Origin of the sequence: Acinetobacter parvus DSM 16617 = CIP 108168 (assembly GCF_000368025.1) — a bacterium.
Taxonomy (GTDB): domain Bacteria; phylum Pseudomonadota; class Gammaproteobacteria; order Pseudomonadales; family Moraxellaceae; genus Acinetobacter; species Acinetobacter parvus.
Window position 1 is genome coordinate 39117 of record NZ_KB849212.1, and the last position, 16615, is coordinate 55731.

Genomic DNA, 16615 nt, shown 5'->3' on the forward strand with positions numbered 1-16615 from the left:
AGTTGCGGATGACGTTTCCGCGGATCTTGGTTTCACCATGACAAATTGATTTTTTAACCTGCTTTCTTTAATGCAAAATCCCGACCAAATAGCAGTTTATTTCGAATCGAAGTGATTGGTGTCTGATCTGCAATTAGCTCAGCATACCAAGCACCATCCTCAGTATCACCAAACAGCACGGCACCAATTACTCTATCTTTTTGAATAATAATGCGTTTATAGATCTGACGTTTCTCATCATTTAGCACGATATCTTCAAAATCCTCTTTTGGCTCGAAATCACCTGCCGAAAATACATCACAGCCACTTACTTTCAGCTGAGTCGGAACAGTTGGCGCTTTGAACGTCAGACTGCCATGCTCGGCCAAATGTGATGCACAAATAAACGCCTGGCCCCAAAGTGGTTCAACCAGACCAAAAGTTTGACCTCGATGTTCAATACATTCACCCACCGCATAAATACTTGGGTCAAAAGTCTGCATGGTGTCATTCACTAATACACCACGGTTACAACGTAAGCCTGCGCTTTGTGCTAAAGTCATGTTTGGACGGATCCCCACGGCAAACACCACCAGATCAGCATCCAGCACAGTCCCGTTTTTGAGTTTGACTTGAGTCACATGACCCTCTTCACCAATCAAGCCTTCGGTATTCGCTGCAGTCAGAATCGTGATACCTTTCTGCTCAATCGCTGTTTTCAGCATCTGGCTGGCTTTACTGTCCAGCTGGCGATCCATAATGCGATCCATCAGATGCAATACTGTGACATTCATGCCTTGCTGTTTTAGTCCATACGCTGCTTCCAGACCTAAAAGTCCTCCGCCAATGACTACGGCATTTTTCCAGGTCTTGCAGTAATCCAGCATGCTGTTGACATCATAAATATCACGGAAGCTCAGTACACCTTTTAAATCACTCCCTGGAATCGGTGGAACAAATGGTTTGGAACCAGTCGCCAGAATCAGGCGATCATAACTGATCACTTCGCCCTTTTCGGTATATACGTGTTTACGAGGACGGTCGATGCGAACTGCCAGATCACCGGCAAACAGACGGATGCCTTTGTCAGCATACCAGGCATGTGGATGCAGCATGATGTCATCAATAGTTTTCTCACCCGAAAGTACTGGTGATAGCATAATACGGTTGTAGTTACCCCACGGTTCTTCACCAATCACAGTAATTTCATAACGGTCAGGTGCCATATCCAGCAGGTCTTCCAAACAACGCATACCAGCCAGGCCATTACCCACCAAAACCAGCTTCATCTTTTCCTGAGAAATGCCATTATTGGTGATATAGGTTTTTTGAGGGGTCGGACTGATCCAGACTTTGCCATTTTCAATCTTGCTCGGAAATACCAGCAGCTTTTGGTCTTTATCTTCCAGACAGCGTCCGGTTGCCAGACTGAAATGCTGCTTGTAAATCGGTGAAGCGACGACGCGTTCCCCTTGCAGATCACCCAGAATCCCGCGTGACATTACAAATGCTTTACTAAATGGATCCTGGTTACTTAAGGCATAAACACGCTTTTCATGTCCTACACGGAACAAAGCAATTTGCTGATTTTCAATTAATGCACCTACACCGGTATTCGGGGTAATATCATCCAGTGCACACACTTCCACCCAATTCAGTTCATTCATATCTTTTAAAATGGTCATCTTCATTCTTCCTTATGCTTTGAATCAGGCTTCAACTACTGGAATACGTGTGATATCACGTTCAGCTTCAGTTTTCGGACGGATCTGGCCGCGTACTTCAGTAAATTGAACATGAGGATCATTTTGCAGTTCAGCTTTGGCATTAATAAAGGTTTTAAAGCGTTTACGAACTTGAGGATCTTCAATCGCAGTACGCCATTCGTCCTGATAAGTACCCACCACACGCTGCATACGGTGTTCCAGTTCAGCGGCCAGACCAAGCGAGTCATTCACGATGACATCTTTCAGATAATCCAGGCCACCTTCGAGGTTGTCACGCCATACCGATGTACGTTGCAGACGATCTGCAGTCTGGATATAGAACATGAAGAAACGGTCGATATAGCGGATCAGGGTTTGAGTATCTAGGTCAGATGCCAGTAGTTCCGCGTGGCGGGGTTTCATACCGCCGTTACCGCAAACATACAGGTTCCAGCCTTTTTCAGTGGCAATCACGCCCACGTCTTTGCTTTGTGCTTCGGCACATTCACGGGTACAGCCAGACACAGCCATTTTCAGTTTGTGTGGAGAACGCAGGCCTTTATAACGGTTTTCCAGGAAGATCGCCAAGCCAACCGAGTCATCTACGCCATAACGGCACCAGGTGCTACCGACACAAGATTTCACGGTACGTAAGGATTTACCGTAAGCATGACCTGATTCAAAACCGGCATTGATCAATTTTTCCCAGATTTCAGGCAATTGATGCACTTGTGCACCAAACATATCGACACGTTGACCGCCTGTCAGTTTGGTATATAGGCCATATTCTTTAGCAATCTGACCAATCGCAATCAGGCCATCAGGCGTAACTTCACCACCCGCCATACGTGGCACTACTGAGTAAGAACCATCTTTCTGGATATTGCCCAGGTAGTAGTCATTACTGTCCTGCAAGCCAGCATGGCTTGGTTTTAAGACGAAATCATTCCAGCAAGATGCGAGAATATTCGCTACTGTTGGTTTACAGATGTCACAGCCCAGCCCATGCCCATGTTGATGAATCAGGTCATCAAACGTTTTGATTTCATTAACCCGAACTAGGTGATACAGCTCTTGACGTGAGTAAGCAAAATGTTCACACAAATGGTTATTTACCGTTACGCCTTGGCGTTGCAACTCGGACTTCAATACTTGAGTGACGAGTGGCGCACAGCCACCACAGGCGGTTGCTGCTTTGGTGCATTTTTTCAGAGCGCCGAGTGAAGTTGAACCATCAGCAATCGCAGAGCAGATATCTGCTTTAGACACGTTATTACATGAACAGATGGTTGCATTGTCTGGAAGTAGATCTACACCGCTACCACCTGCTTTAGCAGTCGCCTGATCGAAGCCTGGCATAATCAGGCTTTCAGGATTCTCAGGTACAGCCAGCCCATTCAGCATCATTTGCAGCAGGTCGTTATATTCTTTGGCACAACCGACCAGCACTGCACCAAGCAGTTTAGTTTTTTCTGCGTTTACGACAATTTTCTTGTAAATCTGTGTTGCTTCATCGGCGTAGAAGTAGCTTAGTGAACCTGGTGTCATGGCATGTGCATCGCCCACCGAAGCAACATCTACACCCATCAGTTTCAGCTTGGTGCTCATGTCTGCGCCAGCAAATGCGGCACATTCTTCTTGTAGTACATGCTTTGCAGCGATACGTGCCATGTCATAGCCTGGAGCCACCAGACCAAAAATCTTGTTATTCCAGAGTGCACATTCACCAATCGCGTAAATATCTGGATGAGAAGTCTGACAATAATCATTGATCATGATTCCGCCACGTTCACCAATGGCCAGCCCGCTTTGACGTGCCAATTCATCACGTGGACGAATCCCTGCAGAGAACAGGATAATATCGGTTTCCAGTTCCGCACCATCACCAAACTTCATCACATGTTTGGCATTGGCACCGTCTTCAATAGATGAGGTTGCTTTTTGGGTATGAACTTTAACACCCAGATTTTCAATTTTTGAGCGTAAAACTTTTCCGCCAAGATCATCAATCTGGACTGCCATCAGACGTGGCGCAAATTCAACCACATGTGTTTCCAGATTTAGATCACGCAGGGCTTTAGCTGCTTCCAGACCCAACAGACCACCACCGATTACCACACCAGTTTTTGCATTTAAACTCGCTGCACGAATGGCATCCAGGTCTTCAATCGTACGGTAAACAAAACAATTTTCACGGTCATTCCCCGGGATTGGCGGAACAAAAGCATAGGAACCTGTTGCCAGAATCAGCTTGTCATAAGTTAACTCTTCACCATGCTGGGTAGTCACAGTACGAGTGTGCTGATTTATTGAAACTGCTTTAGTGCCCAAGCGCAGGTCGATCCCATATGCATCCGCAAAGTCGCTACGGCAAAGGGTCAAGTCTTTTGCTGATTTTCCACTGAAATATTCAGTTAAATGAACACGGTCATATGCCAAACGTGGTTCTTCAGCCAGAATAGTGATTTCAACCTCATCGCCCGCCTGTTCAAGTACAGATTCGATAAATTTGTGGCCCACCATGCCATGACCAATCATGATAATTTTCATATGTTTACTTCCTACTAATTTTAAAATATCTGGTCTTAATTTTGCGCTTCAGCAAGGTTGCGATCCTGGATCGCCTGTTCAAACAGACGCTGTTCTTTTTCCTTATGCTCAACCGAGAAACGGATCATCAATACACAGCTCGCAGCAATCACTACCAGCCCACCCAGCACCATTAATGTGGTCTGGATATCCAGCATGCCTTTTAATAAGAAGCCCGCTGCAACTGCGCCTACGTTACCGCCTGCACCGATAATGCCCGCCACGCCACCCAGTGCATCACGATCAATAAATGGCACCAGCGCATAGGTCGCACCGCAGGCCATGTGGGTAAACAGGGCAAATACCGTCATGGTCAGGATTGCCAGCATTGCACTGTTCATTTGTGAGAACACCACCAGGAACACACCTTCCAGCAGGATCATCAGAAACAATACTTTGGTACGGCCATCCAGACCTTTGCTTAGTGCGATTCTGTCAGATACGATGCCGCCCAGGGCGCGTGCAAATAACGCCAGCAAACCAAAGATCCCCGCAGCCATACCCGCTTCTTTCAGGCCAAACTCGAAGTTTTCTACGTAGTACATTGCCACGATGTTATGAATGAAGATTTCGATACCGAAACAGGCAGCATAGGCACCAAACAGGATCCAGACGCGGTAGTTTTTCGCTGCATGCATCAGAATCGCCATGCCGCCTTTTTTATCGCTGCCGACACTGACGCCTTGGGCACGTAATTCACTAAAGTTGCCTTGCGGACAGTCTTGAGTCAGTTTCCAGTACAGGAAGCCTACTATCACCATCATCATGCCTGGCACAATCAATGCAATTCTCCAGCCCATTGCCTGTTCAACACCGAACATCACCAGGGCAGCCAGCATTAATGGCATCAATACCTGCGTGGCGCCACCACCTGCATTGCCCCAGCCTGCAGTTGTCGCATTTGCCGTACCTACGACATTTGGTGCAAACATGATGCTGGTGTGATATTGGGTAATCACGAAGCTGGCACCAATGGCACCAATCAATAAGCGGAAGAACAGGAAGGATTCGTAGCTATTAGAAGCTGCGACACCAAAGACAGGAATACTGCCGATGATCAGTAATGCAGAATAGGTTTTACGTGGACCGTATTTATCACATAAAGGCCCCACAATCAGACGAACCAGAATAGTGATAGCAACCGCAGCAATATTGATATTGGCGATTTGTACTTTGGTCAGATTGAATTCACCCGCAATGACCGGCATCAGCGGCGCACAGGCAAACCAAGCGAAGAAACAGACAAAGAATGCTAGCCAGCTCATGTGGAAGGCACGCATCGCTGCGCTGGAAAAACTGAATAGACTTATTTTTGTTGCTTTTTGAGCTTGTAAATTTGAAGACATGACCATCTTCCTCCAGAACTGAACGTTATAAATATCCTAGCCTGTGGGTTTGGCAGGTCAGAATTGAACAGAACGGACGTCATTGGCCGTCTAAATTTTCAGGTATAAGTCGCCTTTGACTCAGTACTTTTATCTTGTTAAATACTTAGCAGGATCTGTGCCAATTTTATAAAAAAGGCTTTTTTACTTATTTTTTAGGGATAAAGCGCTAGCCCAACTTCTTTATAAGCTTTGCCATCCCGTACGACATTGATGGAATTGCACTGTTTCAAAACTTTTGCACAAAAAAGAATCATAAAAATGCAGAAAACCCTGCTTAATATTGCATAAAAATGGCGCAGAAATTGCCTATAAATGTGTTCAAGATGTACCGATCATTGGATCAAAATAAAGCTGTAATATGTCAAAACTTAAAATTTCACTCATTGATGACAATGCCGAACGTGCTGAATTTATTCAAGATTCATTGAATACGAATGACTTTATCATCGTTGCCTGCCTGATAGTCCATGATTTCAACCTATTACCAGACTTTAGATCTCGCTGACAATCCAGAACATCGAGCGAAACGAGATCTACATGATGAGCATCATGCTGAACAAATTAAACGAATTTGGAAAGAAAGTTCAGGTCGATATGGTGTGCGTAAAGTCTGGCAAAAACTGAAACGTGAAGGCTATATTATTGCACGCTGTACTGTTGCTTGATTAATGAAAAAGCTAGGTATACAAGGTGTTTGGCGAGGTAAGAACTAACAAACCACCCGTAGCCGAGATGACCAAAAACGAGCACCTGACTTGGTGAAACGGAATTTTAGAGCTGATCAGCCTAATCACTTGTGGGTTGCTGACTTTACCTATATTCAAACAAATTCAGGCTGGGTCTATAGCGCCTTTATTATTGATGTGTTCTCACGAGCAATTGTTGGATGGAAAGTATCTACACGGATGAATACAGATATGGTACTCGATGCACTTGAGCAAGCATTGCACGATCGAGGTATGCCTAAGAATGTGATTCATCATTCAGATAGAGGTGTTCAATATCTTTCTATTCGCTATACCAATCGTTTAGAAGCAGCAAATTTACGAGCATCAGTCGGTACAACTGGTGATTCATACGATAATGCTCTGGCTGAAACGGTGAATGGCTTATACAAAACAGAGGTGATTGAATATTTAAAAGCAGATTGGCAAGGTTTAGCAGATGTACAACTTGCGACACTAAACTGGGTAGATTGGTTCAATAAAAAGCGTGTACACAGTGCACTGGGTTATGTATCGCCTTTTAAGTTTGAAGCAATGTACTATGATAAGATTAACCCGTTAGGTCAGTTGGCCTAACTTAAATAAAAAAGTCTCCGACAAGGGTATAGTTCACAATAAAAATATTGGAATGATCAAAAAAAGCTAAAGCGTTTTTAAAATTCTTTAGCTTTTTTTTGCATAAGTAAATCACTATTCATCACAACGAGTTATCTAAAAAAAGCATAAGATATGCGAGTTTTAGCATAATTAGGCATATTGTTGATGTTTGGTCCTATTGAGTTCATTTTAGCTGGTGTTTTAGTTGGCTTCTGTGTGGGAATTACAGGTGTTGGGGGCGGTTCATTGATGACCCCTATCCTGATCAGTTTATTTAAAATTGAACCCCATATCGCAATTGGTACAGATTTACTTTATGCCTCAATCTCAAAATTCTGTGGTTCAGTTGTTCACGCCAAAAAGCTGAATATTGTATGGCCCATCGTGCTCTGGCTTGCATTGGGAAGTATTCCCGCTTCTTTTGCAACCTCCTGGGTACTGGAGCATTACTTAAGCCAGTCAACACACTATAAAGCTGTTTTGACTATGGTTTTGGGCTTTATGTTGACCTTAACAGGGATTTCAATTGTCTTCCGCGCCCAAATTGAAAAGTTCTTTGATCGATTTAGAAATCGTGAACAAGTCAACATGGAAAGCGAGCAACATGCACTGCAACATAAACGTTTTTATATCGTTATTATGGGGATTGTACTAGGCGTGTTTGTTACACTATCTTCAGTAGGTGCTGGTGCTTTTGGTATCATGGCCCTGGTGATTATGTTTCCAAATTTGCCTATGATTCGTATTATTGGATCAGATGTGGTTCACGCCGTTTTACTGACTGCTGTCGCTGGTTTAAGCCATATGTCATCAGGTAATGTCGATTTTACATTATTGATGTGGCTATTGGTTGGTTCAATTCCTGCCATTATTGTGGGCACTTTAATTAGCTCCCGTATGCCTGAAAGACTAATTCGTAAAATTTTGGGTATCACATTATTTGCATTGGGGATCAACTTTATGGTCAATCCAATTAAAGCCAAGCCAAAACCAGTTGAAACGCATCAGGCGATGGTGATCCAACAGACTAGTTCAGCAACAAGCAGCGTTTAAAACCCAATTGCCGATTGATTCTGCACAAATCATGCGATTCACTAGTTAATCAATCGGCTTTTCATGCTATATTCGTAGACAAAATAACCTCTTCTTTCGATTGAATTTGTGACAGCAATGAATACTCTACAGCCAAATCCAGTTTCTCAGCCAGATATCAATGACGTTAATATTAAAAGCATTCAAACTTTAATTACTCCAGCGGAACTCAAAGCAGACCTGCCTTTGTCTGACATCGCCTCTCAAACGGTACTGCAAGGTCGTGAAACTGTACGTAATATTTTAGATGGTAAAGACAAGCGTCTGTTCGTGGTAATTGGCCCTTGCTCCATCCACGACCCAAAAGCGGCGCATGAATATGCTGACCGTTTAAAAGAACTGAGTGAAAAGGTCAAAGATACTTTATATCTGGTGATGCGTGTTTATTTTGAGAAACCACGTACCACTGTGGGCTGGAAAGGCCTGATCAATGACCCAGATATGAATGATTCATTCAATATTGAAAAGGGTTTGCATATTGGCCGTCAGCTTTTGCTTGATATTAATGAAAAAGGTCTGCCATGTGCCACTGAGGCGCTTGACCCGAACTCACCACAATATTATCAAGACCTGATTTCATGGTCTGCGATTGGCGCACGTACCACTGAAAGCCAGACGCATCGTGAAATGTCTTCAGGCTTATCTTCCCCAGTTGGCTTTAAGAACGGTACAGACGGCGGCTTAACTGTTGCAACCAACGCAATGCAGTCGGTTAAGCATGGCCACAGCTTCCTGGGTCTAAATGAAAATGGTCAGGTGGCAATTATCAATACCAAAGGCAACCCTTATGCGCATGTGGTATTACGTGGCGGTAATGGCAAGCCAAACTACGATGCTTCTTCTGTTGCGGAAGCAGAAGCAGCTTTGGCAAAAGCCAAAGTCAGCAACAAGATCATGATTGATACCAGTCATGCCAACTCAAACAAAGACCCGTACCTGCAACCTTTGGTTTTAAAGAACATCACGGAGCAAATTCTGGATGGGAATAAGTCAATCGTGGGAATCATGGTGGAAAGCCATTTAAAAGGCGGCCGTCAGGATATTCCTGAAAATCTTTGTGACCTCGTCTATGGTCAATCTGTGACAGATGGCTGTATCGACTGGGATACTACTGAAAAAGCCCTGTTGGAAATGGATGCGGCTTTAAAAGATGTTTTGCCAAACCGCTAATCTTTAAATAGATAAAAACAGGCTCTTATGAGCCTGTTTTTATTTGGAAGTTGAAATAATAATGGATTGAGAATCTGGTTTACCGAAAAACAATCTATGCAATCGCCTAATAAAACTGACTCGAATCCAACATCTGTAAGGTAATCTTTTTCACTTCATCACGACTTTGCATGATATGTGCTTCAATCGCTTGAATGGCTTCATCTACTTTACGATTAAAAATATAACCCAGTATTTTTTGATGCTCCTGATAAGTCGCTTCAACGCGATAATCTTTAGAGAAGTCTAAGCGACGAATAATACGGATTCGCTCACTCAAATCACGATGAATTCTCGCCATTTCATTATTCCCTGAGGCACGAACTAAAGCGCAATGGAAATCCTCATCTTGTTGTGACAATTGTTTAATGTCTTTTAGATATTGATGAGGTTCAATCAACCATAAATCTTTTAAAACGGATAATTCAACCGAGTTTTGATGATCCATCTGACAAAGTTTACGAATCGAATCTTTTTCTAATACGATCCGCACATCATAAAGTTCTTCATAATAACGAAAATTGAGCGGTCGGATTTGCCAACCGCTACGAAAACTCACATCAACATAACCCTCTTGTTGCAAACGATATAGTGCTTGTCGGATTGGGGTGCGACTTACATCATAAGCTTTTGCAACTTCAGATTCAGTGAAACGTTCACCTGGCATCAGTTTGAAATCAAAGATATCATTCTTGATGCGTTGGTAAACCAGCTCAGACAAATTGTCTGAGCTTTTTGTTGTTTTTATTTTGGTTTCTTTCATGCAACCTTGCCTTATTCCATATAAACCAGTGGTTCACCACTATGTACGGTTTGCCCTGCTCTACAAATAATAGCTTTTACAATGCCATCTTCTTCTGCATAAACAGGAAGTTCCATTTTCATTGCTTCAATAATAGCAATAGTTTCACCTTTTTTAACCTCTTGACCATGTTCAACAAAAATTTTCCAGATATTACCTGTCATCGATGCATTTAATGATGCTAAATGACTGTAATCAGAGTGATTATTTTCTTGAATCTGTTCTTCAGGTTGAGCTGCAAACTCCTCTTTCCAGCGATCCACTTCAGTTGTGAATGCTTGTTGTTGCTTAGCTTTAAACTCGGCAATACTTTCAGCTTCATTCTCTAAGAATTTTACATAATCCGCATAATCGAACTCTGTTTCTTCAATCTTGATCTCAGCACGACCATTTTCAAAGTCAGCGCGCCATTGATTCAGTTCTTCTTCTGTCACCTCAAAATATTTGATTTGATCAAAGAATTGTAAGAACCATTGTTTATCACCAAATTGTTTGTTTTTCTTAAACTTGTTCCAAATTGGTAAAGTACGCCCTATCAATTGATAGCCGCCCGGTGAATCCATGCCGTAGATACACATGTACATACCACCAATCCCAACCGTTCCCTCTGCGGTAAAGGTACGAGCTGGATTATATTTAGAACTGAGTAAACGATGACGTGGGTCAATCGGTACGGCACAAGGTGCTGTTAAATACACATCACCCAATCCAAGAATTAAATAGTTTGCATCAAAAATAATATCTTTAACTTCATTTCGATCTGCTAAGCCATTAATGCGTTGGATAAAGTCAACGTTATTTGGTAACCACGGTGCTTTAGAGCAAACACTTTCTTGATAGCGTTCAACAGCGCCTAAAGTGGCACTGTCTTCAAATGCCATCGGCAAATGTACGATACGAGATGGGATTTTTAATTGGCTCAAATCGCCCATTTCTTCTTCAAGTTGAAGTAATTGAGCAATCAATTGTGATTGTGGAATCACTAAGCCATCGTATTTAATCTGTAATGAACGAACACCTGGTGACAGTTCCAATACGCCCGCAATTTTTGCATCACGAATCATTTGAATCAGTTGATGCACACGTAACCGTAAAGCCAAATCTAAAACGTTTTCACCATACTCTAAGAGAATATAACTATCACCTGCTTGGCGGTACACTGTTTTTGGCGACAATTCAGTTGGTTCACGTTGTGACAAAATCGTACTGACAAGCTCTTGAATTGGCTCAATCGTTTCTACAACTTTGCTTGCTTCCGCGAAGTTTTGGATATTTTCAATTTGCTGACGTTCAAGTTCATTGGCTTGTTCAACCGTAATTGGATAAAAACGAATTTTATCATCGGCTTTTAGCTGTCCCACTTTCCAAAGTTCTGCTTTGGCAATCGTCACAGGACAAACAAAACCACCTAAACTTGGACCATCTTTTGCCAGAATTACAGGGAAATCGCCTGTAAAATTAATTGCGCCAATCGCATATTCACAATCATGGACATTGGATGGATGTAAACCTGCTTCACCACCATTTTCTCGTGCCCAGCTTGGTGTTGGTCCTGACAAACGCACACCTAAACGATTTGAATTAAAATGAACCGTCCACTCTGATGCAAAAAACTCTTCTACATACTCAGGTTTAAAGAAATCTGGTGCGCCGTGCGGGCCATATAAAACCGCAATTTCCCATACATTACTATATTCAGGAATCAAGTCAGCCGACAACGCTTGCGGTTCGTCATGTGCAAGTGGCAATTCTGCACCAGCAAATGCTGGATCAACCATTTTAATCATGTCGCCGACACGTAAAGTACGACCTGCATGACCACCAAAATTACCAAGCGCAAAGGTAGAGCGACTGCCCAAATATACTGGAACATCCAAACCATTTCGTACCGCTAAATATGTACGGCAACCTGATTCAACTTGACCGATTTTTAGAATTTGTCCTGCCTTAACTTCAACAGGTTGCCAAAAATCAATTTCCTGATCATCTAACAATGCAGTACAGCTTGCTCCTGCCAAAGCAATAATCGTATCTGTATGAAATTTTAAGGTTGGTCCAACTAAGGTAAACTCAAAACCTGCGGCTTTAGCATCATTTCCAACAATACGATTGGCAAGCTGAAATGCATAATCATCCATTGGACCTGATGGCGGTACACCAATATCCCAGTAACCTGTACGACCTGGATAATCTTGAATCGAGCTGAGAGTGCCAGCCTGAATCACTTCAATCACATTTGGCGTGTAGTTGAAATCATCCAACATTCTTGTCCAAATTTGCATAGATTCAAAACGCTGATCTGAAACGATGGCACGTGCATAATCCAAGTTGGTACTAATGCCATTTAAGCGAGTTTCCGCCAATATTGTTTTGAGTTTTTCAATCGCAGCCGCACGATCATCAGCATGCACAATAATCTTGGCAATCATCGGATCAAAGTATTGAGAAATCTCTGTGCCCGTTTTTACCCAAGTATCAACCCGAATCCCCTCTGGGAATGCAACCTCTGTCAGTACACCTGGACTTGGTTGGAAATTCTTCACAGGATCTTCGGCATAGACTCGTACTTCAATCGCTGCACCCTTCGGCTGAATATTACTTAAATAGTCCCAGTCCAGTTCATCACCTGCTGCCACTTTCAGCATACATTCAATTAAGTCTAAACCTGTCACCATCTCAGTGACTGGATGCTCAACCTGTAAGCGTGTATTCACTTCTAGAAAATAGAACTCATCTCGATTGGCATCGTAAATAAACTCCACTGTTCCTGCACTACGATAATTAACGGATTTCCCCAGTTCTATGGCTGCTTGATGTAGTTTTTTTCGTGTCGCTTCAGGTAAATTTGCCGCAGGAGTTTCCTCTACTACTTTTTGGTTACGACGTTGCAAAGAACAATCACGCTCACCAAAGGCAACGACTTGCCCTTTTCCATCACCAAAGATTTGTACTTCGACATGACGCGCTTTATCAATAAAGCATTCAATAAATACACCTGCATCCTTGAAAAACTGCTCGCCCAAACGTTTTACACTTTCGTAAGCATCGGTTAACGCTTGTGGCGTATCACAACGGGTCAAACCAATACCCCCACCGCCAGCGGTGCTTTTCAGCATAATTGGATAGCCAATACGATCTGCGGCAGTCAGTGCCTCTTCTAAACTATCCAGCAATCCTGTTCCTGGAGTCATCGGCACATCAGCAGCAGCAGCCAATTCACGAGCACGGTGTTTTAAACCAAATTCTAGAATTTGCTCAGCCGTTGGTCCCATAAAAGCAATATTATTTTCTTCACAAGCGCGAGAAAAATCAGCACTTTCAGAAAGAAAGCCATAACCAGGGAAGATTGCCTCAGCACCAGTTTGTTTAGCTGCCTGAATTAATTTTTCGATACTCAAATAAGTATCGGCTGGTTTTAAACCATCTAATCCAATCGCAATATCAGCATCTTCGACATGTTGTGCATAACGATCACTATCTGAATACACTGCAACACTGGTTACACCTAATTTTTTAAGGGTGCGAATCGCTCGAACAGCAATTTCACCACGGTTTGCAATAAGTACAGTTTTAAACATGATGATTTCCCCCAATTAATTCGCTGTGTTTGCTGCTTGGCTGTTACGATGCTGGATATAGGCTCTCCATCCACCAAAATGACTAATATTCTCTGCATCATCTATGCCATAAGGCTCACAGATAAAACCTTTTACCCAGCGTCCATCTTCTAATTCGACATTGCCCATGCCTAAAGGTGTTGGAATCTCTGCCACAAATTCACCAAATCGAGCAGTAGGAACATCCCACAATTCAACAATGATGCTTTGTCCATCTTGCTGACGTGCTAAGCCAGGTTTCGGCGGAACTGTTCCATTCAAAGCATAAAGCGCATAGTTTTTAGACGTTGTTGTGGTTTCGATGTGCACGGCATTGCGTGTGGTGAGCTGAAAATTCAGCGGCATACCTGTTAGATGAGCACCAACGACTGCAACACGAATATGATGCGGAGAAACAGATGTTACAGAACTTAAAGGCAGACTTTTATCCAATGCTCCTAATTTCAGTGCAAGATAGTTTTGCCATGCCTTACCAAAATGCACCAATGCCGCATCGTGCCAAGCTGGCGCAATTAGAGTGATTCCAAATGGTAAATGGTCAGCCCTAAATCCTGCTGGTAAAGCTAAAGCGCTCAAATCTGCCAAGTTGGTAAAGTTAGTGTAGGTTCCTAAACGAGCGTTATATTCAATCGGATTTTGTTGAAGCTGCTCAATGGAATAAATTGTAGGTGCGGTTGGAACAATTAAGGCATCAAAGTCAGCCAGTCTTTGTTGGATTTTTCGAGCTAAATCTTGTTTTAAATACTCTGCATTGTAGGCATCCACCGCTGAATATTTTTCGCCGTTTTTAATAATGTCTAATACCGTTAGATCAAATGCATCAGGATTAGTTTGCAGTAAATATTCAACGGCTGCGGTACGTTCTGCCACCCAAGAACCTTGATAGAGTTGCACCGCCAGTTGCTCAAAGTCTGAAAAATCAATCTGGCTAATTTCAGCATTTAAACTTTGCAGTAATTGAACTGTTTGCTGAAATGCTTTTTCAGCCAGTTGATCGCCAAAGAAATTTAGTTCCTCTGGAATGGCAAATTTTAATTTGCTAGAGAAATGCGCTGGAACATTCTTTGGATGTTTACGTGAATAACTATCCAATGGATCATAGGTTTCTAAAACATTTGCAACCAAGTCTGCATCTGCAACGGTTAAAGCAAAGATCGAAATACAATCTAGACTTTTACATGCAGGCAATAAACCACGATTTGAAAACCGCCCTTTAGTTGGTTTGAGCCCCACAATATTGTTAAACGCTGCAGGTACACGTCCAGAACCTGCAGTATCTGTGGCTAATGCAAAAGGGACAAATCCACGAGCAACCACACTTGCTGAGCCAGAGCTTGATCCACCACTGATATATTCAGGTTTAAAACTGTTTGGTACTGCACCAAAAGGTGAACGCGTTCCCACCAAACCCGTTGCAAACTGATCAAGGTTGGTTTTACCAATTACAATCGCACCCGCTTGCTTCAACAAACGCACTGTTTCCGCATCTTGCTCTGCAATTGTGGTTAAAGCCTTGCAAGCTGCGGTGGTTGCAAAACCAGACACATCAATATTATCTTTCACTGCAAATGGAATTCCATACAATGGAAATTGCTTGTGTAAATTTTCAGTATCTTTCGTTAAAAGATTTAAAGCCTGAATTTGCTGTTCAATCTGCGCTACTGTGGCAATCGAAATCCACGCATTATCTTGAGGATCAATTGATGCAACTAAATCTTTTAAAGTATTAAGTTGGATTTCTTTTTTTGAATAAGCTGTTTGCCATTCTGAAATTGTCCAGCCTAAAGTTTTTATTTCATACATTTTATGAATCCTATCTTGTATACAAGTTTGGATGAATCAAAGCATAAAATGTGCCAGATACATTTTTTATTATAAATTAATAACTTATTTTTTTATTTAATTGATTTTTGATGAATAGATTTAGCTTTGGTGCCAAAACGGCTTCATTTTAATGCCTATGCCCCATAAATCAGCATAAGATTATTTAGGTGATTTTAAATAGCTGGATAATTCTTGAAAATCATGTTCAATTGCTTTGGCTGCCTGCTGTTCTCCTCTTTTTATAATTAAACCAAGCCAATTTGTTGAAAGAACTGTTTGTAAATGTCCGCTTTTTTTTCCAGTGCCAATGGATAGGCCCGTGATGATGAAGGCAACCGATATAAGCTTAGCTCACGATTATCATAACCCACCTTTACCGATTGACCGATCATGGGCTTGATAGGCTGATCTGGAAAATGCTGCATCAGCGTATCTGTAGCCTTGTCTCCCGTTGTCATAATGGTATTACACATTGGTATTTGCTCAAGCAAAGCTGACAAATCGGTTGGAGTCACAATTTCCAGGAACTTGTCTGAGGCATTGCCCTGCAAGCGTTTAATTTGATAGGCCGTATCAAATATCCCAATTCCAATTTGGGACAAAAACTCACGGATTTGACTTTCCTTAAAATTTTTATTGGGTAAATCTAAAAAGTGGTTTTTATCACTGAAAAAAATCAGGCCAAATATTCTCCACATATCATTTTGATAGTTTGGATAGTAGAAGTTCATCTTCCACCGATTCTGGGGTGGTGGAAAACTCCCCAGCATCAGCAGTTTTGCATTACCAGGCAAAAATGGAGTGAGTGGATGGGTTTCTATTTCTATCATCGTGCCGCTAAAAAATACCTATTCACTAATAATTTAAGCAGCTCAGGATGCAAATTACTACGATAAACATCACCTTTCTATCTCTTAGTGTTGATTATCATATCTGCATCAAATTCGCCCCACTTCAAAATAAGAAATTAAATTCTTGTCAAACTGCTTGAGTTGTCACGATTTCCCCACGAACCACTTGCCCACACGTCACCATTGTCTAAACATTAAATCCTGTTTTTAAGTTATTGTTTAAGTGGGGATATTTT

At 42.2% G+C, this 16615-nt stretch carries 9 protein-coding genes and 1 pseudogene; 3 read left to right on the plus strand and 7 right to left on the minus strand.

The window, feature by feature from the left end:
- Window positions 1-53: 53 nt before the first annotated feature.
- From nirD to F988_RS06595, 3 genes are read right to left on the minus strand one after another with little or no spacing between them, the layout of a single operon-like run.
- Window positions 54-1664 carry a nitrite reductase small subunit NirD gene (nirD, locus tag F988_RS06585; protein ID WP_004682012.1) on the minus strand — a complete coding sequence of 537 codons (1611 nt, stop codon included), beginning with the start codon at window positions 1662-1664 and terminating at the stop codon, window positions 54-56.
- 24 nt (window positions 1665-1688) lie between these two features.
- The gene (gene nirB, locus F988_RS06590; RefSeq protein WP_004682013.1) at window positions 1689-4235 is read right to left on the minus strand and encodes a nitrite reductase large subunit NirB; all 2547 of its coding nucleotides are present in this window, start codon (window positions 4233-4235) and stop codon (window positions 1689-1691) included.
- Window positions 4236-4270: 35 nt separating this feature from the next.
- Window positions 4271-5620, minus strand: coding sequence for an MFS transporter (locus F988_RS06595; protein WP_004682014.1), 1350 nt, complete (start codon window positions 5618-5620; stop codon window positions 4271-4273).
- Window positions 5621-6135: 515 nt separating this feature from the next.
- Between F988_RS06595 and F988_RS14505 the strand changes: the two are divergent.
- The 3 genes and pseudogenes from F988_RS14505 to F988_RS06615 all read left to right on the plus strand — a co-directional run.
- Window positions 6136-6963 (plus strand): annotated as a pseudogene (locus tag F988_RS14505) (IS3 family transposase); the annotation flags it as partial.
- A 186-nt stretch (window positions 6964-7149) separates the two neighbouring features.
- Window positions 7150-8037, plus strand: coding sequence for a sulfite exporter TauE/SafE family protein (locus F988_RS06610; RefSeq protein ID WP_004682016.1), 888 nt, complete (start codon window positions 7150-7152; stop codon window positions 8035-8037).
- Between the two features lie 117 nt (window positions 8038-8154).
- Entirely contained in the window at window positions 8155-9246 is a 1092-nt protein-coding gene (locus F988_RS06615; protein WP_004677392.1) for a 3-deoxy-7-phosphoheptulonate synthase, read from the plus strand.
- 106 nt (window positions 9247-9352) lie between these two features.
- Here the strand turns inward: F988_RS06615 and F988_RS06620 are convergent, their stop codons facing one another.
- The 4 genes from F988_RS06620 to F988_RS06635 all read right to left on the minus strand — a co-directional run bounded on the left by F988_RS06620 (window position 9353) and on the right by F988_RS06635 (window position 16358).
- A complete protein-coding gene (locus tag F988_RS06620; protein WP_004639207.1) occupies window positions 9353-10048 on the minus strand; it encodes a GntR family transcriptional regulator in 696 nt (231 codons plus the stop codon).
- An 11-nt stretch (window positions 10049-10059) separates the two neighbouring features.
- Window positions 10060-13665: an urea carboxylase gene (uca, locus tag F988_RS06625; protein ID WP_004682018.1), complete on the minus strand. Its 3606-nt coding sequence runs from the start codon at window positions 13663-13665 to the stop codon at window positions 10060-10062.
- A gap of 15 nt (window positions 13666-13680) precedes the next feature.
- Window positions 13681-15507, minus strand: a complete 1827-nt coding sequence (gene atzF / locus F988_RS06630; protein ID WP_004682019.1) for an allophanate hydrolase — start codon at window positions 15505-15507, stop codon at window positions 13681-13683.
- A 266-nt stretch (window positions 15508-15773) separates the two neighbouring features.
- Window positions 15774-16358, minus strand: coding sequence for a uracil-DNA glycosylase family protein (locus tag F988_RS06635; protein WP_004682022.1), 585 nt, complete (start codon window positions 16356-16358; stop codon window positions 15774-15776).
- Window positions 16359-16615 lie beyond the last annotated feature (257 nt).